19 protein-coding genes are annotated in these 24,486 nt (G+C 74.1%); 5 read left to right on the top strand and 14 right to left on the bottom strand.

Annotated features, from left to right (window positions below; translation table 11 throughout):
• The 5 genes from ACGF1Z_RS16565 to ACGF1Z_RS16545 all read right to left on the bottom strand — a co-directional run.
• Window positions 1–2,453 (bottom strand): FlgD immunoglobulin-like domain containing protein (locus ACGF1Z_RS16565; protein ID WP_393004478.1); only part of this gene is annotated, 2,453 nt, incomplete at its 3' end.
• Window positions 2,454–2,591: 138 nt separating this feature from the next.
• On the bottom strand, window positions 2,592–3,755 hold the full coding sequence (locus tag ACGF1Z_RS16560; RefSeq protein ID WP_393005623.1) for a mannosyltransferase family protein: 1,164 nt from the start codon (window positions 3,753–3,755) through the stop codon (window positions 2,592–2,594).
• 287 nt (window positions 3,756–4,042) lie between these two features.
• Window positions 4,043–5,695 (bottom strand): phospho-sugar mutase, encoded by a 1,653-nt coding sequence (locus ACGF1Z_RS16555; protein ID WP_393004476.1) that lies wholly within the window; start codon window positions 5,693–5,695, stop codon window positions 4,043–4,045.
• Between the two features lie 446 nt (window positions 5,696–6,141).
• On the bottom strand, window positions 6,142–6,945 hold the full coding sequence (locus ACGF1Z_RS16550; RefSeq protein ID WP_393004474.1) for a purine-nucleoside phosphorylase: 804 nt from the start codon (window positions 6,943–6,945) through the stop codon (window positions 6,142–6,144).
• Window positions 6,946–7,118: 173 nt separating this feature from the next.
• Window positions 7,119–7,556, bottom strand: a complete 438-nt coding sequence (locus ACGF1Z_RS16545) for a gamma-glutamylcyclotransferase (protein ID WP_365337899.1) — start codon at window positions 7,554–7,556, stop codon at window positions 7,119–7,121.
• Window positions 7,557–7,795: 239 nt separating this feature from the next.
• On the opposite strand from ACGF1Z_RS16545, the gene ACGF1Z_RS16540 reads away from it, so the two are divergent.
• Both ACGF1Z_RS16540 and ACGF1Z_RS16535 read left to right on the top strand, forming a co-directional pair.
• Window positions 7,796–9,235, top strand: coding sequence for an NAD(P)H-quinone dehydrogenase (locus ACGF1Z_RS16540; RefSeq protein ID WP_393004472.1), 1,440 nt, complete (start codon window positions 7,796–7,798; stop codon window positions 9,233–9,235).
• Between the two features lie 236 nt (window positions 9,236–9,471).
• Entirely contained in the window at window positions 9,472–10,401 is a 930-nt protein-coding gene (locus ACGF1Z_RS16535; RefSeq protein ID WP_393005622.1) for a DeoR/GlpR family DNA-binding transcription regulator, read from the top strand.
• Window positions 10,402–10,474: 73 nt separating this feature from the next.
• Here ACGF1Z_RS16535 and ACGF1Z_RS16530 read toward each other — a convergent pair whose 3' ends face one another.
• Window positions 10,475–11,020 (bottom strand): TetR/AcrR family transcriptional regulator, encoded by a 546-nt coding sequence (locus ACGF1Z_RS16530; RefSeq protein WP_393004470.1) that lies wholly within the window; start codon window positions 11,018–11,020, stop codon window positions 10,475–10,477.
• Window positions 11,021–11,120: 100 nt separating this feature from the next.
• The gene (locus tag ACGF1Z_RS16525) at window positions 11,121–12,893 is read right to left on the bottom strand and encodes an acetyl/propionyl/methylcrotonyl-CoA carboxylase subunit alpha (protein WP_393004468.1); all 1,773 of its coding nucleotides are present in this window, start codon (window positions 12,891–12,893) and stop codon (window positions 11,121–11,123) included.
• A gap of 384 nt (window positions 12,894–13,277) precedes the next feature.
• Between ACGF1Z_RS16525 and ACGF1Z_RS16520 the strand changes: the two genes are divergently transcribed.
• Window positions 13,278–13,703, top strand: coding sequence for a hypothetical protein (locus ACGF1Z_RS16520; RefSeq protein ID WP_393004466.1), 426 nt, complete (start codon window positions 13,278–13,280; stop codon window positions 13,701–13,703).
• A 43-nt stretch (window positions 13,704–13,746) separates the two neighbouring features.
• On the opposite strand, the gene ACGF1Z_RS16515 is transcribed toward ACGF1Z_RS16520, so the two are convergent.
• The 7 genes from ACGF1Z_RS16515 to ACGF1Z_RS16485 all read right to left on the bottom strand — a co-directional run bounded on the left by ACGF1Z_RS16515 (window position 13,747) and on the right by ACGF1Z_RS16485 (window position 21,987).
• Entirely contained in the window at window positions 13,747–14,352 is a 606-nt protein-coding gene (locus tag ACGF1Z_RS16515) for a nucleoside triphosphate pyrophosphatase (RefSeq protein WP_393004464.1), read from the bottom strand.
• 39 nt (window positions 14,353–14,391) lie between these two features.
• On the bottom strand, window positions 14,392–14,520 hold the full coding sequence (gene mmpB / locus ACGF1Z_RS16510; RefSeq protein WP_376637983.1) for a morphogenic membrane protein MmpB: 129 nt from the start codon (window positions 14,518–14,520) through the stop codon (window positions 14,392–14,394).
• Window positions 14,521–14,591: 71 nt separating this feature from the next.
• Window positions 14,592–14,921: a TetR-like C-terminal domain-containing protein gene (locus ACGF1Z_RS16505; RefSeq protein WP_393004462.1), complete on the bottom strand. Its 330-nt coding sequence runs from the start codon at window positions 14,919–14,921 to the stop codon at window positions 14,592–14,594.
• Window positions 14,876–19,423, bottom strand: a complete 4,548-nt coding sequence (locus ACGF1Z_RS16500) for a caspase family protein (protein WP_393004460.1) — start codon at window positions 19,421–19,423, stop codon at window positions 14,876–14,878. The genes ACGF1Z_RS16505 and ACGF1Z_RS16500 overlap by 46 nt, the downstream gene beginning before the upstream one ends.
• Window positions 19,424–19,426: 3 nt before the next feature.
• A complete protein-coding gene (locus ACGF1Z_RS16495) occupies window positions 19,427–19,918 on the bottom strand; it encodes a hypothetical protein (RefSeq protein WP_393004458.1) in 492 nt (163 codons plus the stop codon).
• Window positions 19,919–20,149: 231 nt separating this feature from the next.
• Window positions 20,150–20,362 carry an acyl-CoA carboxylase subunit epsilon gene (locus ACGF1Z_RS16490; RefSeq protein ID WP_393004456.1) on the bottom strand — a complete coding sequence of 71 codons (213 nt, stop codon included), beginning with the start codon at window positions 20,360–20,362 and terminating at the stop codon, window positions 20,150–20,152.
• 20 nt (window positions 20,363–20,382) lie between these two features.
• Window positions 20,383–21,987, bottom strand: coding sequence for an acyl-CoA carboxylase subunit beta (locus ACGF1Z_RS16485; RefSeq protein WP_393004454.1), 1,605 nt, complete (start codon window positions 21,985–21,987; stop codon window positions 20,383–20,385).
• A 134-nt stretch (window positions 21,988–22,121) separates the two neighbouring features.
• On the opposite strand from ACGF1Z_RS16485, the gene ACGF1Z_RS16480 reads away from it, so the two are divergent.
• Window positions 22,122–22,973: a biotin--[acetyl-CoA-carboxylase] ligase gene (locus ACGF1Z_RS16480; RefSeq protein WP_393004451.1), complete on the top strand. Its 852-nt coding sequence runs from the start codon at window positions 22,122–22,124 to the stop codon at window positions 22,971–22,973.
• 172 nt (window positions 22,974–23,145) lie between these two features.
• On the top strand, window positions 23,146–24,297 hold the full coding sequence (locus ACGF1Z_RS16475) for an adenylate/guanylate cyclase domain-containing protein (RefSeq protein ID WP_393004449.1): 1,152 nt from the start codon (window positions 23,146–23,148) through the stop codon (window positions 24,295–24,297).
• Window positions 24,298–24,486: the final 189 nt, after the last annotated feature.

Below are 24,486 nucleotides of genomic sequence, written 5' to 3'. Positions count from 1 at the left end.
GCGGTGACGTTGAGGACGACCGCGGTCACGCCCTCGGCGGGGACGCCGCCCCTGCCCGCCACCGTCAGGGAGACGGTCCGGTCGGCGCCGATCTTCGCCTTGGGGACGCCGGTGCCGGAGCGGGTGTCCATCAGGCGGGTCGGGGTGAGGGGCTCGTACCGCCCGGTGGCGAGCGTGGACTGCCCGCGCACGAGGGCCACGTCGCCGGTCCGGGTGAGCGCCGGGCCCACCCCGTCCGCCGGGGCGGCCGTCAGGGTCCAGTCGTACAGCCCGTCCGGCAGCGCGTTCCCCGCCGCGTCCTTCCCGTCCCAGTCCGGCTGCACGAGCCCGCGGGCCTCGCCGCCGTCGAGGGAGCGCACCACCGTGCCCGCGCTGTCCCGCACGTCGATCCGCCAGGAGGCGGCGGGCTTGCTCAGCCACCACTTCGCGGCCCACACCGGCTTCGCCGCCCTGCGGTCCACGGTGGTGGTCTCCTCGGCGTCCAGGAGACGCAGCGGCGAGGCGGCGACTCCGGTCGGCACGACGTGGATGTTCTGGTCCGCGTCCACCAGGGCCACGTGGCCGCCGAAGCGGTCGACGGTCCAGCCGTAGTCCGGCCGGGAGTCGGCCACCGTGCCGACCGCGCGGGTCGCGCCGCCGCCGCGCAGCGGGGTGACGGAGACCGTCCCGCCCTTCTCGTGGGCGACGTAGCCGTCGCCGAGCAGTGCGGCGGTGTGCGCGGGCAGGGAGATGTCCGCGAGGGTGCCGAGGTCCTTCACGCCGGAGCCGGCCGCGCACTTCCAGTACGCGAAGGAGCCCACGACCTGGAGGCCGGTGAGGTCGCAGCCGGCCAGCTTCACCGTGCGCGTCGCCGTGCCGGTGCGCACGTCGATCGCGTCCACGGTGCCGGTGGCGGTCGACTCGGCCCAGAGGGTGGCGCCGTCCAGTGCGGTCTGCCGGCTGCCGAGGTCGCGGCGGAACACGACCTTGTCCGTGTCGAGGTCGTAGACCTCGTTCGCGGCGGGCGTACTCGTGTTCGGGGCGGTCCGGTACGCCGTCCAGCGGCCCGAGACCGGGTAGCCGCTGGACCAGGCGGGCTCGGCCCGGGTCCAGTGGTTGCTGTCCATGTCCTGGCCGTCGGCGATCCAGTGCAGGTTGCCGGGATACGCGGAGAAGACCAGCCGCCCGTCGCCGCTGGGGGTCACGGGAGAGCAGACCGTGCGGCAGTGGCCCGGGGTCGGGCTCTCGTGCTCGTATCCGCGGTCGGTCGTGGGGCCTGCGGCGAGCTCGCCGCTCAGGGTGAGCCTGCGGCTGGTCACCCGGCCGTAGAGGTCGTCGAGGCCGGAGTGTTCGACCGCGTGCAGCTCGCCCTGGGCGACGGCGAGCCGCCGGGTCTGGGCGACTCTGTCGGGGGCGTCGTACACCTCGGTGAGGACCGGCGCCGCACCGTCCTCGGGGAGGCGGACGGTGTGGACCGCGGGCCTGCCGTCCGCGCCCGTGATCGTGGCGAGGGCGCCGCCGTCCGGGGTGGGGACGACCTCGGCCGCGTCGAAGGCCGGCCGGGGAGCGCCGCCCGCGAGCGGGTACAGCGTGTACGGGGCGTCGCCGTCCTGGCTCTTCGACCGCGTCAGGAAGTCCTGGCCCACCAGGGCCGCGCCGTCCACGGGGGCCTCGGGCAGCGGGATCTGCGCCACGGGTGCGGAGAGCTCGCCGGCCAGGTCCCAGACGCTCAGCCGCTTGCTCCCGGCGTCCCAGGTGAAGGCCCGCGTCCCGTTGGCGAAGGGGGCGTAGCCGGTGATGTCGTGCGGGATCGCGGTGGGCCGGAGCGCCGCGTCGGCCAGGCGGACCCAGCCGAGGCGGGTCGTGCCGTTCAGCGAGTAGGCGACGAAGAAGCCCTGCCCGTTGCCCTGCCGACCGCGATGCTCCGAGACCGTCGAGATCCAGGCCGTGCCCGCCGGGGCGAGCACCTTGACGTCCTTCTGCACGCCGTTCTCGACCGACAGGATGTGGACGGCCCTGTCCTCGCCGTTGGTCACGACCCTGCCGCCCTGGACGCTCGCGAAGTACTGCCGCTGCGGGATCGTCACGGTCCGCTCGGGGCCGGTGGGCCCGTCCTGGAGGACGACCCGGTCGGCGTACTCGCGCGCGATGACGTCACCACCGCCGCCGTGCAGCGCGTACGCGCCCTCGGGGCCGAAACGGGTGGCCGGGCCGCCCGCGTACGGCACCCAGGCGAAGCCGCGGGAGTCCTCGTGCAGGAAGCCCGTGGCGCCGGCGAAGCGCAGCCTGCCGGGGCTCGGCGAATGCTCCGGCGCGATCGTCAGCGGCGCCTGCGCCGTGGGTGCCTCCGCCGCGACCGCCGTCCCCCCGGACAGCGGTGCGAGCGTGGCGACGGCCGTGGCCACGGCGAGCGCGGTCGCCGTCAGCCGCCTGCCGCCGATTCTCCGGACCCCTGCTGATCGTGTGTCACGCACGTGTCCCCCTCGACGTCACTCTTGGTTCACGCGTCAACCTCCCGAGGTTAGAACCCGCCGCTCCCGCCGGACATCCGGCCGATCGTCACAACCTCGTCCCTGTTCGGCACGGTTCTGTGACAGGGCCCCCGGAGGGCCTCACGGCGGCCCCGGCCACACCAGCAGCATGTAGCCGCCCAGCCATGCCGAGGACAGCGCCGCGCCGGCCAGCACCACGGCCGCGGCCGGGACCCGCGCGCGGGCCACGGCCAGGGCCACGGGGAGCAGCAGCGGGAAGCCCGGTACGAGGAATCGGGCACGCGGGAAGTACACGCCGCCGCTGCCCAGGACGACCAGCAGCAGCACCCCGGTGAAGACCAGGAGCGGCAGCGGCTGACGGTCCGCCACGGACAGCACGTACAGCACCGCGAAGAGGACCAGCACGGCCGAGACCGCCACCAGGAACAGCTGCGGACGGCGGGAGTAGACCAGGAGGTCGCGCAGGACGCGCAGGGTGGCCGCGCCGCCGTCCCATTCGTTCTCCCAGGTCCGCTGGACGGCGAAGTAGCCGTCCCAGCGGCCGAGCCGCAGCCCCACCCAGCCCACGAAGCCGAGCCAGCCCACCGGGGCCGCGACGGCCGCGGCGAGGGCGCCGCGCTCGCCGCGGCGGGCCGCGAGCAGCGCCGCCGCCGACACGGCCGCGGCGACCGCGATCCCCGTCGGCCGGGTCAGCCCGGCGGCCACGGCGAGGCCCGCCGCCCACGCCCAGCGGCCGCTCAGGACCGCGTACAGTGCTCCGGCGGCGAGCGCCGTGAACAGCGACTCCGTGTAGCCCATCCACTGCACGACCGCCGCCGGCGACGCGCCCCACAGCACCGCGAGGACCGTGCCCGTGCGCCGCCCGTGCAGCCGGTCGCCCACGGCGAAGACCCCCAGGGCGGCGACCAGCGAACAGAGCCCGGCCAGGACCAGGGCGACCGAGGCGCGGGAGCCCGGGGTGACGGCCGCGACGGCCTTGATCATGGCCGGGTACAGCGGGAAGAACGCCAGGTTGTTGTGGTTGGTACGGGTGCCGAGCTCGTGGTCGTAACCGTGGTCGGCGATCCCCAGGTACCAGCCCGAGTCCCACGAGGTGGCGATCGTCGGCCACACCCCGTGGCCCTTGAGGTGCGCCCAGCGGGCCAGCACGAGCAGCCCGAGCAGCCGGACGAGCAGATAGCCGAGGAGGGCGGGTGCGGCCCGCCGGAGCAGCCCGGGATCCGGCCGGGGAGCGGACCTGCGCGCGGCGGGGACGGAGGGACGCGGGATGAGCACCGGCGACACGGGGGACACGGGGGACACCGTGGCCCGGCGCGCCCGGGGCCGGAGGGCGCGTTACGGCGCCTGCCGTAGCGAATTCACCCGGACGGGAAGGCCGGAGGGCCCGTACGGAAACGATGCCGTACGGGCCCTCCGGCCGCTTCGCCGGCCCGGGGCGGGGCCCGCTGGGCCGGGCGATGCGGGTGCTGCGGTGCTGCGGTGCTCCAGCGCTGTGGTGCTGAGGCGCTCCGGTGGTCCGATGGCGGTGCGCCGGTGCGCCCGCGGTCCGGCGCCCGGAGCTCCGCTGCGGGTCAGAGACCGGCGGCCGCCGCCAGGTCCTTCTTGATCGCGTCGAGGACCCGGGCGCCCGTCGCGCGGGCCGTCGCCAGCTCGCTCGCGTCGGCGACCGGGACCACGACCTCCAGGTAGCACTTGAGCTTCGGCTCGGTGCCGCTCGGACGGACGATCACGCGGGCCTTGTAGTCGCCCTCCAGGTGGTAGCGCAGCCCGTCGGTCGGGGGCAGCGACTCCGTGCCCTTCGTCAGGTCCTCCGCCGAGACGACCGTCAGCCCGGCGAGCCGGACCGGCGGGCGCTCGCGCAGGGCCGCCATCGCGTTCGCAATGACGCCCAGGTCCTCCACCCGCACCGACAGCTGGTCCGTGGCGTGCAGGCCGTGGGCCACCGCGAGGTCGTCCAGCAGGTCGCTCAGGGTGCGGTCCTGCTCCTTGAGCACCGAGGCCAGCTCGGCGACGAGCAGCGCCGCCGTGATGCCGTCCTTGTCGCGGACGCCCTCGGGGTCGACGCAGTAGCCGAGCGCCTCCTCGTAGCCGTAGCGCAGGCCCTCGACGCGGGCGATCCACTTGAAGCCGGTGAGGGTCTCCTCGTGGCCGACCCCGGCCGCCTCGGCGATGCGGCCGAGCAGCGAGGACGACACGATCGACTCGGCGAACACGCCCCGGGCACCCTTGTGCACCAGGTGCGCGGCGAGCAGCGCGCCCACCTCGTCGCCGCGGAGCATCCGCCAGCCGCCGTCGGCGGAGGCGTCCGGGACGGCGACGGCGCAGCGGTCGGCGTCCGGGTCGTTGGCGATCACGATGTCGGGGTCCACGGCACGGGCCGCCTCGAAGGCGAGGTCCATGGCGCCGGGCTCCTCCGGATTGGGGAACGCGACGGTCGGGAACGCCGGGTCGGGGTCCGCCTGCTCGGCGACGAGCGCCGGGGGCGGGAAGCCGTGCCGGGCGAAGGCGGCCGTCAGGACCTCCTTGCCGACGCCGTGCATGGCCGTGTAGACGGTCCGGACGGTGCGGGGGGAGCCGGGGGACAGGACGGCGTCGGTACGGGCCAGATAGGCCTCCAGGACCTCGTCGCCCAGCACCTCCCAGCCGCTCTCCGGGCGCGGCACGTCCGTCAGGGCGCGCACGGCGTCGATCTCGGCGGCGATCTCCGCGTCGGCGGGCGGGACGATCTGCGAGCCGTCGCCCAGGTAGACCTTGTAGCCGTTGTCGCGCGGCGGGTTGTGGCTCGCGGTCACCTCGACGCCGGCGACGGCGCCCAGATGCCTTATGGCGTACGCCAGGACGGGCGTCGGCAGCGGGCGGGGCAGCAGCGCGGCGCGCAGACCGGCGCCGACCATCACGGCGGCCGTGTCGCGGGCGAAGTCCGTGGACTTGTAGCGGGCGTCGTAGCCGATGACGACGAGGCCGTCCGACCGCCCCTTCGCCTTCAGGTACGCGGCGAGGCCGGCGGCGGCGCGGATGACCACGGAGCGGTTCATGCGCATGGGGCCTGCCCCCAGCTCGCCGCGGAGCCCGGCGGTGCCGAACTGCAGCGTGCCGGCGAAACGGGCGGCGAGCTCGTCGGTGGCCCCGCGGTCGAGGAGCGCGCCGAGCTCCTCACGGGTCTCCGGGTCGGGGTCCTCGGCGAGCCACGCCTGGGCCCGGGCGAGGAGGTCGTCCTGCGTCACGGTGGTGTGCCTTTCGGAGTGTGTGCGGGCGGAGCGTCAGCGTGCGGGCGTTTCGGGCGGGGCTGTTCTTCTCCCCGGCCCGCCCCGTCCCGTAACCGGGGGCTCCGCTCCCGGACCCCGGTCGCCGGGGACGTCCCGGCCGCCGCTCCCGGCGGGGGCCCGTCCCTTCGCGGGCCGCGGGCCGCGGGCCGCGCGTCGCGGGCCCCGGGTCGCGCTCCGCCGGCCGCGCCCGCCCCCGGGCCGCGCCGGGGAGCCGCGGCCCGTCCGGGACGGCGCCGTGGCCGCGTGGACCTGTCCGCCCGTGGTCTGCGGGGCCGGGCCCCCGAAGGGTCCCGGCCCGCCCGTCACCGGGCGCCGCCGGGGGCGTGCGTCTCCGTTCGCGGGCGGACGGAGACGCCCAGGGGCGGGGCGGGAGGAGGTGCCGCGCCGCGGTCGGCCCGGGAGGGTCAGATGCAGTCGAGGACGCGGGTCAGGAGTTCGCCCATGCGCGCCGCCGAGTCACGGCCCGCCTGGAGGACCTCCTCGTGGTTCAGCGGCTCGCCCGACAGGCCCGCCGCCAGGTTCGTCACCAGGGAGATGCCCAGGACCTCCGCGCCGGCCTCGCGGGCCGCGATGGCCTCCAGGACGGTGGACATGCCGACCAGGTCGCCGCCCATGACCCGGACCATGTTGATCTCGGCCGGGGTCTCGTAGTGCGGGCCGGGGAACTGGACGTACACGCCCTCCTCCAGCGTCTCGTCGACCTCCTTGCACAGCGCGCGCAGCCGCGGCGAGTACAGGTCGGTGAGGTCCACGAAGTTCGCGCCGACGATCGGCGAGGCGCCCGTCAGGTTGAGGTGGTCGCTGATGAGGACCGGCTGGCCGGGGCGCATGCCCTCGCGGAGGCCGCCGCAGCCGTTGGTCAGGACGATCGTCTTGCAGCCCGCGGCGACGGCGGTGCGGACGCCGTGCGCGACGGCGGCGACGCCACGGCCCTCGTAGTAGTGGGTGCGGCCGAGGAAGACCAGGGCGCGCTTCTCGCCGATCTTGTACGAGCGGATCTTGCCGCCGTGGCCCTCGACGGCCGGCGGCGGGAAGCCGGGCAGGTCGGTGACGGGGAACTCGGCCTCGGGCGCGCCGAGCGCGTCCACGGCGGGGGCCCAGCCGGAGCCCATGACCAGGGCGACGTCGTGGTTGTCGACTCCGGTCAGCTCGCGAAGGCGCGCGGCGGCGGCCTCGGCGGCCTCGTACGGGGTGGCAGTAGCGTTCACTGACTCTCTCGCCTCGGGGAGGGGGGTCCGAGGGGAGCCCCGGACGGATTTGATACGCGAAGCAGCCTAGCCCGAGAATCCCTACGCGCGTAGATGACGTCGCGCACGGACCTGCGATCGTTGTCTTGTCGTTTCCGACGAAGGGACCGGCGGACCGTTCCCCGTCGGCTCCGTCAGCAGGGGCGTTTGCGCAGTTCCATCACGTAGTCGTGCGGCGCGCCCGCCGACTCGGCGGCGTCGGCGACCTCACCCAGATAGCGGGCGGACGGCAGACCGCCCTCGTACGCGTTGAGCACGTACACCCAGGCCGGCTCCTCGCCGTCGAGCGTGTGCACCCGGACCCGCATCCGGCGGTAGATGTCGAGGCCGACACCCTCCCAGCGGTCCATGGAGTCCTCGTCCATGGGCGCGATGTCGTACAGCGCGACGAAGACCTGGGAACGCGGCGCCTCCACGATGGTGGCCAGCGCTCCCTCCCACCCCATCTGCTCCCCGCCGAAGGTCAGCCGCCAGCCGTTCAGCCAGCCGGTGCCGCGCAACGGGGAGTGCGGTGCGCGGCGCGTCATGAGCCGCGCGTCGAGGTTGCCGGCGTACGCGGCGTAGAGCGACATGGGGTCGAGGGTACGGGAGGGGGCGGGGTGGTCGGCGAAGTGCGTGGTGGGCGGCCTCCGGGCCGGATTCCGGCGGTGCCCGCGGGGCGCACCGACCCGCCGGTGAGGCCCCGGCGCGTGGCCCGGCCGCGCGTACGGGAGAATGGAGCACGCACTTGAAGCGTGCGGGACAATGGCGTACGCACTGCAGCCCAGCGGGGGACCCCCCGGCAGAACGAGAGCGCGAGGCGTAGATCCCAGTGACCCGGATCGTGATCATCGGCGGCGGACCCGGCGGATACGAGGCGGCCCTGGTGGGCGCCCAACTCGGCGCGGAGGTGACCGTCGTCGACTGCGACGGTCTCGGCGGCGCGTCCGTCCTGACCGACTGCGTCCCCTCCAAGACCCTGATCGCCACCGCCGAGGTGATGACCACCTTCGACTCCTCCTACGAGGAGCTGGGCATCATCGTCGCGGACGACACCCCGCACCTCGAGCAGGCGGCCCGCGTCGTCGGGGTGGACCTGGGCAAGGTCAACCGCCGTGTGAAGCGGCTCGCCCTCGCCCAGTCGCACGACATCACCGCCTCCGTCACCCGGGCGGGCGCCCGCGTCCTGCGCGGCCGCGGCCGGCTCGACGGGCGCCAGGCGATGGACGGCTCCCGTCAGGTGATCGTCACCGCCGCCGACGGCAGCGAGGAGACGCTGACCGCCGACGCCGTGCTGATCGCGACCGGCGGCCACCCGCGCGAGCTGCCCGACGCCAAGCCGGACGGCGAGCGGATCCTCAACTGGACCCAGGTCTACGACCTCAAGGAGCTCCCCGAGGAGCTCATCGTGGTCGGTTCCGGTGTCACCGGCGCCGAGTTCGCCGGCGCCTACCAGGCGCTCGGCTCCCGGGTCACCCTCGTGTCCAGCCGCGACCGTGTGCTGCCCGGCGAGGACCCGGACGCCGCCGCCGTGCTCGAGGACGTCTTCCGGCGGCGCGGCATGAACGTCATGGCCCGCTCCCGCGCCGAGTCCGCCAAACGGGTCGGCGACCGCGTCGAGGTCGCCCTCTCCGACGGCCGCGTCATCTCCGGCACCCACTGCCTCATGGCCGTCGGCGCGATCCCGAACACGGCCGGGATGGGCCTGGAGGAGGCCGGCGTCCGCCTGAAGGACTCCGGTCACATCTGGACCGACAAGGTCTCCCGCACCTCCGCCCCCGGCGTGTACGCCGCCGGAGACGTCACCGGCGTCTTCGCGCTCGCGTCCGTCGCCGCGATGCAGGGCAGGATCGCGATGTACCACTTCCTGGGCGACGCCGTGGCGCCGCTCAACCTGAAGACCGTGTCGTCGAACGTCTTCACCGACCCCGAGATCGCCACGGTCGGCTACACCCAGGCCGACGTCGACGCCGGCAAGATCGACGCCCGTGTCGTCAAGCTGCCGCTGCTGCGCAACCCCCGCGCCAAGATGCAGGGCATCCGGGACGGTTTCGTCAAGATCTTCTGCCGCCCGGGCACCGGGATCGTCGTCGGCGGCTGTGTCGTCGCCCCGCGCGCGAGCGAGCTGATCCACCCGATCTCGATCGCGGTCGACAACAATCTGACGGTCGAACAGATCGCAAATGCTTTCACCGTGTACCCCTCCCTGTCGGGCTCGATCGCGGAAGTGGCACGGCAGTTGCACACCCGAAAGGCCGCCGGCGAGGCCTGAGCCCTCCGGTCGTCACCGACCGGCCACCGCCCCCGCCTGCGGGAACGGTTCATCGACTCGGACAACCCCCGGCAAGCCGGGGCATAGAGCGATCAACGGCGGGGTTCCCTATACCACTTGGGAGCCCCGCCTGTGCGCATCTTCTGCAATTCGGCGCATACTGCTGAAAAGTATCGGCCGGTCACGTTACTGTCAGTTTCGTGTTCGCTGCAGAACGTCGCCAGTTGATCCTCGAAATGGTGCGCGCCAATGGAGCCGTGTCGCTCCGCGAGCTCGCCCGCGTCGTCCAGACCTCAGAAGTGACCGTACGGAGGGACGTACGGGCCCTGGAGGCAGAAGGACTCCTCGACCGCCGGCACGGCGGTGCGGTACTGCCGGGCGGGTTCACCCGGGAATCCGGCTTCCCGCAGAAATCCCATCTCGCGACCGCCGAGAAGACGGCCATCGCCGACGTCGCCGCGAGCCTCGTCGAAGAGGGCGAGGCCATCGTCGTCGGCGCGGGTACCACCACGCAGGAGCTGGCCCGCCGGCTCGCCCGGGTGCCCGGGCTCACGGTCGTCACCAACTCGCTGCTCGTCGCCCAGGCCCTCGCCCACGCCAACCGGGTCGAGGTCGTCATGACCGGCGGCACCCTGCGCGGCTCCAACTACGCTCTGGTGGGCAGCGGGGCCGAGCAGTCCCTCCAGGGCCTGCGGGTCTCCCGCGCCTTCCTCTCCGGCAGTGGTCTGACCGCGGAGCGCGGCCTGTCCACGTCCAACATGCTCTCCGCGAGCGTGGACCGGGCGCTGGTGCAGGCGGCGGCGGAGGTCGTGGTCCTCGCCGACCACACCAAGCTCGGCACCGACACCATGTTCCAGACGGTGCCCACGGACGTCATCACCCGCCTGGTGACGGACGAGCCGCCCGCTCACGACGAGCGCGCCGCCACGGAGCTCCAGGCCCTGGCCGACCAGGGTGTGCAGATCGCGGTGGCCGGCACGGGCGCCGGTGGACACGGGGGCGAGCAGCACCCCCCGGGCGGCCGCCCGCGCCGTGACCTTCCGCTGCCGGGACAGCGCGGCCGGATGCCGGGCGGGCAGTTCCGCGGCGGCCCGGGCAGCGCCCTCACGAGCGAGGTCCTCGCCCCCGAACGCGCGGCCCGCGTCGCGGACCTGCGGCGCCGCTGAGCCGGAGCCGAGAGCGGCGGCGTCGCGTCCGGAGCCGGAGGGGAGCCGGCATCGGACCCGCAGGGAACGGTCCTCAGGCGCGCAGGCCCCGCACCGTCAGGTCCAGCAGCCGGTCGGCCAACTCCGGCTCCTCCGGGGAGCGTTCGGCGGCCAGGGCGATGGCGTTGGTGAGCTTCATCAGGTCGGTGATCGACACGTCGGCGCGGACCCGCCCGGCCTCCTGGGCGCGGCCGAGGAGACGCAGGCCGGCCGCCCGCAGCGGCTCGCTGCACTCGGCGAGCGCCGAACTCCGCCCGTACGAGACGGACATGAGCGCCACGGACAGCCCCCGGTACTCGCCGGCGTGGGCGATCAGCGTGCGCAGCCACGCGACGAGCGCGGCGCACGGGTCGGAGGCCCCGGAGAGTTCCGTCGAGCGGTCGAGGAGGGCGGCGAGCGCTTCCTGGAAGACGGCGCCGAGCAGGGCCTCACGGCTGGGGAAGTGCCGGTAGAGGGTGCCGATGCCGACCCCGGCGCGGCGCGCGATGTCCTCCAGGGAGGCGTCCGTGCCGTGCGCGGCGAAGACGGCGCGGGCCTCGGCGAGCAGTCGCTCGTGGTTGCGGCGCGCGTCGGCGCGCATACGGCGTCCTCCCTCGTGCGGTGTCCCCTGCGGCGAAGGGCCCGCAGGCGGTGACGCCGACGGGCCCTTCGTACCGTACCCCGGTGCTCCGGGGCCGGGTTCAGTCCTTGATCTCGCAGATCGCGGCGCCGGAGGTGAGGGAGGCGCCGACCTCGGCGGTGAGGCCCTTGACGGTGCCGGAGCGGTGGGCGTTGAGGGGCTGCTCCATCTTCATGGCTTCCAGGACGACGATGAGGTCGCCCTCCTTGACCTCCTGGCCCTCCTCGACGGCGACCTTGACGATGGTGCCCTGCATCGGGGAGGCGAGGGTGTCGCCGGAGGCGGTCGGGCCCGACTTCTTGGCGGCGCGGCGCTTCGGCTTGGCGCCGGCGGCGAGGCCGGTGCGGGCCAGGGTCATGCCCAGGGACGAGGGCAGGGAGACTTCCAGACGCTTGCCGCCGACCTCGACCACGATGGTCTCGCGGCCGGTCTCGTCCTCGTCGGCCTCGGCGCCGGCGGGGGCGAAGGGCTTGATCTCGTTGACGAACTCGGTCTCGATCCAGCGGGTGTGGACCGTGAACGGGTCGGTGCTGCCGGTCAGCTCGGGGGCGAACGCCGGGTCCTTGACCACCACGCGGTGGAAGGGGATGGCGGTGGCCATGCCCTCGACCTGGAACTCCTCCAGGGCGCGGGCGGCGCGCTGGAGGGCCTGCTCGCGGGTGGCGCCGGTGACGATCAGCTTGGCGAGCAGGGAGTCCCAGGCGGGACCGATGACGCTGCCGGCCTCGACGCCGGCGTCCAGGCGCACGCCCGGGCCGGAGGGGGCCTGGAACGTGGTGACGGTGCCGGGGGCCGGGAGGAAGTTGCGGCCGGGGTCCTCGCCGTTGATGCGGAACTCGAAGGAGTGACCGCGCAGTTCGGGGTCGCCGTAGCCGAGTTCCTCGCCGTCGGCGATGCGGAACATCTCGCGCACCAGGTCGATGCCGGCGACCTCCTCGGTGACCGGGTGCTCCACCTGGAGGCGGGTGTTGACCTCCAGGAAGGAGATGGTGCCGTCCTGGCCGACGAGGAACTCGCAGGTGCCGGCGCCCTCGTAGGCGGCTTCCTTGAGGATGGCCTTGGAGGCCCGGTACAGCTCCGCGACCTGCTCCTCGGAGAGGAAGGGGGCCGGGGCCTCCTCGACCAGCTTCTGGTGGCGGCGCTGCAGGGAGCAGTCACGGGTGGAGACGACGACCACGTTGCCGTGCTTGTCGGCCAGGCACTGGGTCTCGACGTGCCGGGGGCGGTCGAGGTAGCGCTCGACGAAGCACTCGCCGCGGCCGAAGGCGGCGACGGCCTCGCGGACGGCGGAGTCGTAGAGCTCGGGGACCTCTTCGAGGGTGCGGGCGACCTTCAGGCCGCGGCCGCCGCCGCCGAAGGCGGCCTTGATGGCGATCGGCAGGCCGTGCTGCTCGGCGAAGGCGACGACCTCGTCGGCGCCGGAGACCGGGTCGGGGGTGCCGGCCACGAGCGGCGCGCCGGCACGCTGGGCGATGTGCCGGGCGGCGACCTTGTCACCCAGGTCCCGGATGGCCTGCGGCGGCGGGCCGATCCAGGTCAGACCGGCGTCCAGCACCGCCTGCGCGAACTCGGCGTTCTCGGAAAGGAAGCCGTAGCCCGGGTGGATGGCGTCGGCCCCGGAGTCCTTGGCGGCCTGGAGCACCTTGGCCATGTCCAGATAGCTGGTGGCCGGGGTGTCACCGCCCAGGGCGAACGCCTCGTCGGCCGCGCGGACGTGCAGAGCGTCCCGGTCCGGATCGGCGTAGACGGCTACGCTGGCGATCCCGGCGTCCCGGCAGGCCCGGGCGACGCGGACAGCGATTTCGCCACGGTTGGCGATGAGCACCTTGCGCACGATGGCTCCCTCCTTGAAACAAGCTGAGTTTAGGGACTACCGACACGGCCTTTCGACCCGTCCCCAGTGGTGAGCTTGCCCACACGGAGCGTGATTCGAGGCTTGCTCGGGCCGTGAAATCCCTTGTCGCACCACGGTACGCAGGGATTCTTTACGGCACAGTAGCTCCGAGGTGTGGCGCAGGTCTCTGTTCGCGCGGCCAGTCGCCAAACGGGTTTCTTTGTGGAGTCCCTACGAATGGCTCAATGATTCTTTGCCCGCACGCCGCCGACCTGTGCCGCTTCTCCTTCCCGTCCCGAACCCTTGTCCAGGGATTTACCGGCCAGTAGCCTTCGGATTGTCGTACGTACCGGTGGTAACAGCCGTACCCAGGGGGTGGCCGAGGTGGCCCGAAGACCGATAGCACTCGCGACGGCCGTGGTGCTCTTCCTCGAAGCGCCCGGCATCGTCGCGATCAACGCGGTCATGGCCCGGTTCGTGAAGGCGCAGTCGATGTCCCTCGACGGGCTCGATCCCGACGCCATGTACACCGGCACCTGGGCCCTCGGGCTCGCCTCCGGCGCCCTGCTGCTCCTGTGCGGCCTGGTCCCGCTCGTCGCGGCGATCCGCGACCGCCGCCCGGGCCGCGCCGGACGGGCGCTGCTGATCGGCTGCGCGGTGGTCCACGGCATCCTCGGCGCGGTGACGGTCGGCCTGCTCGGCTGGGGCGCCTTCGCGTTCATGATGGTGGTCCTCGGGCTGATCGTGCTCACCCTCGTGGCGTACGGGGAGACCCGGGCCGACGCCCCGGAGGCGCCGGCCGCGGCCTGAGGCCGGGACGCCGGGGGTGCCGGCCGCGGCCTCGACCCGGAGCTCAGGCCCAGAGGTCGGTGATCGAGACCCCGAGCTTGCCGAGCAGGGTGCGCAGCAGGGGCAGCGACAGTCCGATGACGTTGCCCGGGTCGCCGTCGATGCCCTCGATGAAGGGGGCCGAGCGTCCGTCCAGGGTGAACGCGCCCGCCACGTGGAGCGGTTCGCCGCTGGCGACGTAGGCGGCGATCTCGGCGTCGGTCGGCTCGCCGAAGCGCACCACGGTCGACGCGGTGGCCGACTCGTAGCGCTTGGCCGCCGTGTCGTAGACGCAGTGGCCCGTCTGGAGGACCCCGACGCGGCCGCGCATCGCCTTCCAGCGGGCCGTGGCCTCCTCGGCGTCCGCGGGCTTGCCGAGGGCCTGCTTGTCCAGCTCCAGGACCGAGTCGCAGCCGATGACCAGCGCGCCGAAGGCCTCCGGCCGGGCGGCGACGTGGGCGGCCTTGGCCTCGGCGAGGGCGAGGGCCAGCTCGGCGGGGGTCGGGGCGTGCATCTTGTCCTCGTCGACGCCGCTCACGATGACCTCCGGGGCGAGGCCGGCCTGTCGGAGCAGTCCGAGCCGGGCGGGGGAGGCGGAGGCGAGCACGACACGGCGGCGATCAGCAGTCATGGGGGCAGCGTATCGACCCCGGCCCCGGTCCTCAGCCCGTCAGCGTGCGCCGACGACGAACATCAGGACCACCATGGCCACCGCGAGCACGACGCCCGCGCGCCGCACCATCGCCTGCATGTCGCGCAGTTCCTCGGGCGGCTCGTTCTCGGGGTCGGACCACAGCATGGTTCCGATGCTGGACGGCGGACCGGGGTGAGCGCCTGAGTACGGGTACTCAGGCACCCCGTGCGGAGGGACTATTCCGTGCCCGGGCTCCCCGTGAAGGCACCCGCCCGCGCCGCCGCCAGGGCAGCCGTGACGGCGCGCTCCGCGTCCGCCTCCGTCAGCTCCTCCCGGCTGATCGCGAAGCGGTAGTAGAGCGGCGCCGAGACCGCCCGCAGGAGTTCGAGCGGGTCGGTGCCGGCCGGCACCTCGCCGCGGGCCGCCGCCCGGGTGACCGCGGGGGCCCATTCGGTCAGCCGGGTGCGGTAGTCGTCCTCGCCGCGTCCCTCGCCTCGGCGCTGTTCCTGCGGAGGGGACCTCAGCAGGACGGGCGGTAGCCGAGCTGCGGGAACAGGGCCTTCCACTGGTCGTGCTCGACGCCGAGCGGATGGGTCGCGCACATCCGTTCGTACACCTTGTCGGTGTCGCGGTCGAGGAGGTAGGTGACCTGCGGTCCGTCGTGGAGGCTCCCCTCCGGCACCGCGAGCACGTACGGCACCCCCTTGGGCAGCAGGACGACGGTCCTGACGTCGTCCAGGGTGGCGACCGCGGGCATGCGCCAGCCGCCGTCCGGGGCGACGTCCCAGATGCGGTACGGGGAGCCGGTCAGCACCCGGCCGCCGTCCGGGTCCCGTTCGACCTCGGTGATCTCGCGGTCGAAGCGCATCGTGCGCACGGGGGTCCCCGGGTGACGGACGTCGAAGAGCCGCACGGTGCCGTCCTCGAGCATCGTGGCGATCAGGTTCCCGCCGACCGGGTGGTAGCCGCCCGGGGCCGCCGGGAGCCTGCCGGCGGCCTTCGGGTGCCGGATGTCCGCCATGTCCCACAGCCTGGCGTTCCGATCGGGGCCGTCGACGAGCAGCATCCGCAGGGAGGGCACGTAGAGCGCCCGGCTGAGGGCCGCGTCCCGCATCGGTTCGGGGACCCGGAAGGGCCGTGCCGGGTCTCCGAGGTCCCACAGGCGCAGGTTCAGGCCCCGGCTCCTGCCGTCGCCCTCCACGGTGGCGAGGCCGCGCGGGCCCATGAAGAACATGCTCTCGTCCTCGATCGACGGCGTCACCGCGATCACGGCACGGCGCACCGGCCGGCGGGGGTCGCGGATGTCCCAGACGGCCGCCGTGGGCTCCCGGGACGAGCCGATCACGAGGAGCTCGCCGTCCGGGGACACGGCGGTCCGTACGTCGGCCGCCCGCACGTGCATCTCGGCGCCGGGCACGGGCGGTCCGACCCCGCCGAGGTCCCATATCCGGAACACGTGTTCCCCGGTGGCCTCCGTCCAGCGGTGTGCGAGCAGCATCGGGCGGTCGCGGCCGGGGAGGAAGAACCGGGCCTCCCACCCGCGGGGCAGGGTGAACCGCACCCGGGGCGGTCGCCCCTTCTCCGTGTCCGCCGTGCTCAGGTCCCAGACGCGGACCACGCCGCCCAGGAACGACACGGCGCTCTCGTCGGTGAGGACGAGCCGGCCGTCGCCGCTGTGCGGCAGCGTCCCCGGCGTTCCGCGGGTCGGGGTGCCCTGCAGGGCCGGGGCGAGGGCGCGGTCGGGCCACAGCCGTACGTTGCCGCCCACGTCGCCCGTCGCGAGGTACCCGCCGTCGGGGCTGTAGGCCACCGTCTGGGCGGCTTCTCCGCTCGGCACGCTGCCGCGTTCGGCGAGGGAGGACAGCAGCTCGTCCGGGCCGTCGCCCTCGTCGACCGCCCGCACCAGGGCCCCGCCCGGGCTGCCGGCCTTCGCGGCGGCGAGCATCCCGCCGTCGGGGCGGAAGCTCAGGGACGGCAGGTTGCTGCCGTAGCCCCACGAGGCCTGGTAGGAGTCCTTCGCCGGGACCCGGGCGAGTCGCCGCCCCTGCCCGGCGACCGTCCACCACGCCATCGCGCCCTCCCCGCCGGTCGCCACCAGCAGGTCGCGCCCCGGATGGAACGCCACCGCCATCACGGACGTGGTGGTGGCGGTGGTCAGCAGGGTGGTGCGGGCCGGATCGCGGACGTCCCAGAGGCGCACCTCGGCGGGCCGGGCCCGCCCGCCGTCCCGGCTCACGCCGTTGCCCGTGGCCAGGAAGCGCCCGTCGTGGTTGAACGTCACCGCCATGAGGTCGGTGGGGGCGACGGTCCGGTCGAGGAGCGGGCGCGGCAGGGACGGCGCGGACACGTCCCACAGCCGCAGTCGCCCGTCCTCGCCGCCCGCCGCGAGCGTCCGTCCGTCCGGGCTGAAGGCCAGGCTGTACGACTGCGCGGCGGCGAGCCGCTGCTCCCCGGCCTTCCTCGGGTGCGCGGCGTCGGTCACGTCGTACAGCGTCAGGGCGTCCCTGCTCAGCGCGGCGAGCAGCGGGGCGTTCGGGTGGAAGGCGATCGGTGCCGTTCCGTGCAGGCGGAGCTCGGCGCGCCGGACGGGCACGTTCGGCAGGGAGAGGTCCCACAGCCGGATCCGGCCCGTGCGCCGGCTGACGGCCAGGATCTTCCCGCCCGGGCCGTAGGCCAGGTTGACGACGGGCTGGCGCACGTCACCCGGAAGGTCCACCTGGGCCCGGGACAGGTACGAGGCGTAGAGGCTGGAGCGGGTCTCGCTGGTCTCGGCGGTACGGTACGCGGCGAGGCTGAGCCGCAGCGCGGTCTGCGGATCGCGCTCGCGCATGGTGTCGGCCTGCGCGGCCAGCTGGTTGGCCACGGCGACGGTCTCGCGGGCCTCGGCGTCCCGCTGGGCGCCGCGGGCGACGACGGCGAGGGTGCCGGCCAGGACCGCGAGGACGGCCACGACGGCCACGGCGGCGGTGCGGACCCGGCGCGAGAGGAGCTCGGCCCGCGCGCTCGCCCGGAGGAAGTCCCGTTCCACGGGCCGCAAGGGCGCCGGGGGCGCGGCGAGCTCGCCGGACGACGGCTCCTGCAGGACGGACCGGGCGGCCGCCAGCTGGTCCCCGCGGTAGAGCCCGCTGTTCGGGCGCCCGGCCTCGTGCCAGCTGTCCGCCGCGTCGCCGACCCGGCGCCGTACGAGCAGGCGGACCCGGTCGTCGCGGATCCAGTCCCGCAGCCGTGGCCATCCGGACAGCAGCGAGTCGTGGCACAGCTGCGCCTCGCCCCGGTCGAGGACGACGAGCCGGGCGTCGGCGAGCCGGTCGAGCAGTTCCCGGTCCGCGTCCCCCGCGGCCTCCGGGACGGGGACGCGGCGGCGCACCGCACGCCCCTCCGCGTCCACCAGGGTGACCATGCGCAGCAGCAGGACCCGCAGCCGCTCGCGCCCGGCAGGGTCGAGGGCGTCGTGGATCTCGTCGGCGACGCGGGCCACGGAGCGCCGGATCCCGCCCGAGGACGCGTATCCGGTGAAGGTGAGCAGGGTGCCGCGGCGCCTGGTCCACGTCTGCTGCAGGGCGTGGGCCAGAAAGGGCAGCGCGACGGCCTCGCCGTCCCCGGCGGTCTCCCGGCGCAGCTCGTGCAGCAGGTGGGCGGCCAGGCCGTCCTCCAGGCGCAGTCCGGCGTGCTCGGCCGGCCGTTCGATCGCGGCGCGCAGCTCCTCGTCGGACATCGCCGGCACGGTGAACTGGCCCGCCTGCACGATCCGGGCGAGGCGCGGGTCGCGCAGGCACAGGGCGTAGAAGTCGGCCCGCAGTCCGAGCACCATGCGCGGGGCCGTCGCCGGATCCGCGCCGGCCACGGCGCGGACGAACAGCTCGCGCTCCTCGGGGTCGTCGCAGTCGGCGAAGAGCTCCTCCAGCTGGTCGACGACGAGGACGGCGGGCCCTCCGCCGCCGAACCGGCCTGCCCCCAGCTCCCGTTCGACCTCCGCGAACGGCCGGCCCACCGCCCGCGCCCAGTGCTCGACGAGGGTCCGGAACGGCCGGGAGCCCGGCCCCGGCACCAGCAGCACCGAGCCCGCCCCGCGCTCCTCCAGGCCCGCCACCAGACCGGCCCGCAGCAGGGACGACTTGCCGGCGCCGGACGCGCCCACGAGCACCACGGGCCCCTGCCCGTGCTCGACCCGCTCCATGAGCGCACCGGCCAACTCCTCGCGGCCGAAGAAGAGATGGCGCTGCTCGGGCAGGAACGGCCGCATGCCCGGGTACGGGCACGGGCCGCCGGACGGGGCCTCCCGCGTGATGCCGTCGTCCGGGCCGGCCGGGTCGGCGGCGGGATAGCCGGCGTTGCGGGCGACGACCAGATCGCCTGCGCGGCCGACGCCGTCCGCGTACGGGCGGGCCGGGCCGCCCTGGAAGCGGCGGTCGAGGATCCGGTAGAGGTCGATGAGGGTGAGCCACTGCGGGCCGCTCGCATCGCCCTCGTCGAGGAGCCGGATCAGCTCGCCGGCGAAGAGGGTGTGGTCCTGGCCGACCGGGGCGAACGAGGCGGCGTAGTGGGTGGCCGAGGCGAGCAGGAAGCTGCCGGCGGGGCGGGCGGAGGCGTACGGGTCGCGGTGGGCGTCGCTGGGCGCGGCCTCCGCCCGGCCGGAGAAGCAGCAGTCCAGCACGACGACGGTGCGGGCGGGCGCTTCGGCGAGCAGGTTGCGGATCTCGGCGTACGGCACGGCGGTGACGGTGTCGTCGGGCGTGGCGGTGCTCGTCGTGGCCAGATAGAGCTGCCGGCGCGGACCGAGCAGCCCGTGCCCGACGAAGCAGAACAGCACCGCGCCGCCCTGTGAGCGGTCGACCGCGGCCCGCAGCGCGGCGAGCACCTCCGTCGGGCTCTCCGGGTCGATGACCTCGGTGACCCGCCCGGCCATCCCGGCCCGCTCGCGCAACAGCCGGGCCAGCTCCCGCGCGGATCGCGCGGCCCCCGGCAGACCGGCCAGCCCCGCCCCGTCCCCGGCCGTGTCCTGTCGCCCGGTCCCGACCACGACGGCATGACAGTCCGCGCCGCCGAGGTCCCCCCACTCCCGTGGCACGGCTCAGCCTTCCCGGCCGCCGGGCGTCGGGCCGGTGGCGGCGTCCGGGCCCCGGCCAGGCTCGGCGGGTCCGGATCCGGCGGGTCCGGAGGGGCCCGGCTCGCCGACCGGTCCGGGGTCCGGGTCCGGCGGACCCGGCTCGTCGAGCGCCCGGGCCACCCGCAGGGCCAGGTCGCCGGTGGTCTCCGGGGTGAGGCCCCGGACTCCCTCGGAGGTGACGACGACCTGGGTGCCGTCGGCCTTGGTGATGGTCACGGACTGGGTGCCGCGCCGGGTCTGGAGCCAGGCGACGATCGAGGCGGCGAGGGTGACGGTCAGGCCGCCCGGTTCGAGCAGGAGGGGGACGAGCTCGCCGAGGGACCCCATCGTCCCGGGTTCCGGTTCGGGCGAGGGGCCGCGACCGACCCGCTCGCGCAGACCCGGCTCGTCGCGCAGCCACTCCCGGAGGTCGAGAGCGGCGTCGCCGGAGCCGGTGACCTGAAGGGTGATTCTCACGTGACCTCCGTCGCCGCAGAGCTCCCCGAGGTTAGATCCCCGACTCCCTTGGTGCCAGGTGCCTTTCGGCCGCGTCGAGCGGGGCGGCCGGGGCGGGAAGGGCGCGGCGGGGACGGCGCGGCGGGGACGGGAGGGGGCCGGGCCGGACACGGGAGGGGCCGGGGACGAGCGAAGGCCGGGTCCCCCGCACAAGGGATCCGGCCTTCGCCGTGCGGACGTGTCCGGGCGTGCCTAGACGGGCCAGTAGGAACGCGCCCACGAGCGCGGGCCCGGGCGGTGCCGGACGCTGCGGGCGATGCGTGCCGGGTCCGACCAGCCCTCGGGCGCCGTCGGGCCGCCGCTCTCGGCGGCTGCCGCCGCCGTCGCCGCGGCCCGGGCCTGGACCACCGCCAGTGCGGCGGCCAGCTCCTCCGGTGTCGGGTTCCCTCGTACGACCTTGATCATGGTGCAGTCCCTCCCGAGGGCTAGAGCGGGATGTTGCCGTGCTTCTTCGGAGGCAGGGATTCCCGCTTCGTCCGCAGCTGACGCAGACCCTTCACGATCTGCGGGCGCGTGTCGGACGGCAGGATCACCCCGTCGATGTAACCGCGCTCGGCGGCGATGTACGGGTTGAGCAGCGTGTCCTCGTACTCCTGGATCAGCCGTGCGCGCACCGCCTCCAGGTCCTCGCCGTTCGCCTCCGCCTCGGCGATCGTCCGGCGGTGCAGGATGTTGACCGCGCCCTGCGCGCCCATGACCGCGATCTGCGCCGTCGGCCAGGCCAGGTTGAGGTCGGCGCCCAGGTGCTTGGAGCCCATGACGTCGTAGGCGCCGCCGAAGGCCTTGCGGGTGATGACCGTGATCAGCGGGACGGTCGCCTCGGCGTACGCGTAGATGAGCTTCGCGCCGCGCCGGATGATGCCCTCGTGCTCCTGGCCGACGCCCGGGAGGAAGCCGGGGACGTCGACGAAGGTCAGCACCGGGATGTTGAACGCGTCGCAGGTGCGCACGAACCGCGCCGCCTTCTCCGAGGCGTCGATGTCGAGGCAACCGGCGAACTGCATGGGCTGGTTGGCGACCACGCCGACCGGGAAGCCCTCGACGCGGCCGAAGCCGGTGAGGATGTTCGGCGCGAACAGGGCCTGGGTCTCCAGGAATTCACCGTCGTCGAGGACGTGCTCGATCACGGTGTGCATGTCGTACGGCTGGTTCGCGGAGTCCGGGATCACCGTGTCCAGCGCGCGGTCCTCGTCGGACGCCTCGGTCTCGGCGACCTCCGGGAAGGCCGGCGGCTCGGAGAGGTTGTTCGAAGGGAGGTAGGACAGAAGGGACTTGACGTACTCGATCGCGTCCTTCTCGTCGCCCGCCATGTGGTGGGCCACACCCGAGGTCGCGTTGTGGGTGCGGGCGCCGCCGAGCTCCTCGAAGCCGACGTCCTCGCCGGTCACCGTCTTGATGACGTCAGGACCGGTGATGAACATGTGCGAGGTCTGGTCGACCATCACCGTGAAGTCGGTGATCGCGGGCGAGTACACCGCGCCGCCCGCGCACGGGCCGACGACCAGCGAGATCTGCGGGATCACCCCGGACGCGTGGGTGTTGCGGCGGAAGATCTCGCCGTACATGCCGAGGGCGCTCACGCCCTCCTGGATGCGGGCGCCGCCGGAGTCGTTGATGCCGATGACGGGGCAGCCGGTCTTCAGGGCGAAGTCCATCACCTTGATGATCTTCTGACCGTAGACCTCGCCGAGGGCGCCGCCGAAGACGGTGAAGTCCTGCGAGAAGACCGCGACCGGACGCCCGTCGACCGTGCCGTAGCCGGTCACGACGCCGTCCCCGTACGGGCGGTTCTTCTCCAGGCCGAAGTTGGTGGACCGGTGCCGTGCCAGCTCGTCCAGTTCCACGAACGAACCTTCGTCGAGCAGCAGTGCGATCCGTTCGCGCGCGGTCAGCTTGCCCTTGGCATGCTGCTTCTCGACCGCCCGTGCGGAACCCGCGTGCGTGGCCTCGCCGATCCGGCGCTGCAGGTCCGCGATCTTGCCCGCGGTCGTGTGAATGTCGATCTCGTTGTGCTCTGCCGGCTCGGACATCGGGATGCGGCTCCCTGCCTGGTCACGGGGGGTTCGTTGACTACGAATGGGCTAGCCCTTGGCTACTGACCCGTAGCGTATCGGCGTCGATACGGTTCGGCAGTGCGGCGTTTGCCACACCTACGCTGGCTTGCATGACGTCCTCCCAAGGCTCTGCGGGACGCTGGTCGGACCTCGACCGGCCACCTCTCAACACTCCCGCGCTGCGCCACGCGCTCGTGCTCCCCGACGGACTGTGGACCTCCCTCGACGTGGTCGAGTCCACCGGCTCCACCAACTCCGACCTCGCCGCCCGCGCCGACGAACTCGCCGAAGGGGCGGTCCTCGTCGCCGAGGAGCAGCGCTCCGGACGCGGCCGCCTCGACCGCACCTGGACCGCCCCGGCCCGCTCCGGCATCTTCGTCTCCGTCCTCCTCAAGCCCGCCGTGCCCGTGCACCGCTGGGGCTGGCTGCCACTGCTCACCGGTGTCGCCGCCGCCGGCGGCCTCTCCAAGGCCGCCGGCGCCGACCTCTCCCTCAAATGGCCGAACGACCTGCTCGTGCGTGTCGCCGGCGAGGAACGCAAGACCGGCGGCATCCTCGCCGAGCGCGCCGGCGCGGACGGCGTCGTGGTCGGCCTCGGCATCAACGTCACCCTCCGCGAGGAGGAGCTCCCCGTCCCCGCGGCCGGGTCCCTGCTGCTCGCCGACGCCGTCTCCACCGACCGCGACACGCTCCTGCGGGCCGTCCTGCGCTCCCTGGAGCAGTGGTACGGCGACTGGGTGCGCGCCGACGGCGATCCGGTCGCCTCCGGCCTCCAGGAGGCCTACGCGGCCGGCTGCGCCACGCTCGGCCGCCGCGTTCGCGCGGACCTGCCGGGCGAGCGCATGCTCGAAGGGGAAGCCGTCGGGATCGACGGTGACGGACGACTCGTCGTCGAGACCGAGGGCGGTGGCACCGAGGCCGTCGCGGCCGGCGACATCGTCCACCTGCGGGCGGCGGACTGATCCGGCCGGAAGCGTCCGAACCGGTCGCCCGCCGCGTGCGCGACCGGTTCGGGCGTGAGCCAGCACACACCTGTCGTATCGTGGAGCGCGATTCGTGGAGCGCGACGCGTGAAGGCTCATCCACGCGACAGATCGGCAGGACAGTGGGCAGGGAACGGGCAGGAGGCGGCCGGTGACCGTCGACGACGCGAACAGCGGCGCCGGGGCCGAGGAACCAGCCGCGAACCCCACCTATCCCACGCCCCACCATGTCGTCGACCACACGGCCGAGCCGACCGACGACCCCCTGGCGATCCGCCTCGAACAGCTCATCCTGGGCGCCGACCGCCGCTACACCCCCTTCCAGGCCGCCCGCACCGCCGGCGTCTCCATGGAGCTCGCCTCGCGCTTCTGGCGCGCCATGGGCTTCGCCGACATCGGCCAGGCCAAGGCCCTCACCGAGGCCGACGTGCTCGCCCTGCGCCGCCTCGCCGGCCTCGTCGAGGCCGGTCTGCTCAGCGAGCCGATGGCGGTCCAGGTCGCCCGTTCCACCGGGCAGACCACCGCCCGGCTGGCCGAATGGCAGATCGACTCCTTCCTGGAGGGCCTCACCGAGCCGCCCGAGCCCGGCATGACCCGCACCGAGGTCACCTACCCCCTGGTCGAGCTGCTGCTGCCCGAGCTGGAGGAGTTCCTGATCTACGTGTGGCGCCGCCAGCTCGCCGCCGCCACCGGCCGGGTCGTGCAGGCGGCCGACGACGAGGAGATGGTCGACCGGCGCCTCGCCGTGGGCTTCGCCGACCTCGTCGGCTTCACCCGCCTCACCCGGCGCCTGGAGGAGGAGGAGCTCGGCGAACTCGTCGAGGCCTTCGAGACCACCTGCGCCGACCTCGTCGCCGCGCACGGCGGGCGTCTCATCAAGACCCTCGGCGACGAGGTCCTCTACTGCGCCGACGACGCCGGCACCGCCGCCGAGATCGGTCTGCGCCTCATCGAGACCCTCAGCCACGACGAGACCATGCCGGCCCTGCGCGTCGGCCTCTCCTTCGGCACCGTCACGACCCGGATGGGCGATGTCTTCGGCACCACCGTCAACCTGGCCAGCCGGCTCACGTCGATAGCGCCCAAGGACGCGGTCCTGGTCGACAGCGCGCTCGCCGAGGAGCTCACCAGGACCGGCGAGGCGCCCGTCTCCGAGACGAAGGCGGCCGAGGAGGCCGCCCGCGCCGAGAAGGAGGGCGGACAGCCGCCCACGTACCGCTTCGCGCTCCAGCCGATGTGGCAGCGCCCGGTCCGTGGACTCGGGGTCGTGGAGCCCTGGCTGCTGAGCCGCCGCCCCACCTAGGGAGCCCTTCGGATCAGGCCGTCTCGCGGTGTCCGGCCCGCGCCTCTGCCGCGTCGCCGTCCGGCGCGGGGAATCCGCGGCTCCCTCCTCCGCCGTGCGGCTGCCCCGCACCGGACGCCGCTCCCCGGCCCGGCCTGATCCGAAAGACCGGCCCAGGGCCGGTCCGCCGGGCGGGGCAAGCCCTAGGAT

Source organism: Streptomyces sp. NPDC048018, assembly GCF_043202995.1.
Classification (GTDB): Bacteria; Actinomycetota; Actinomycetes; order Streptomycetales; family Streptomycetaceae; genus Streptomyces.
The sequence above is the reverse complement of the archived record's forward strand: the minus strand, read 5'-3'. Positions and strand labels throughout refer to the sequence as shown.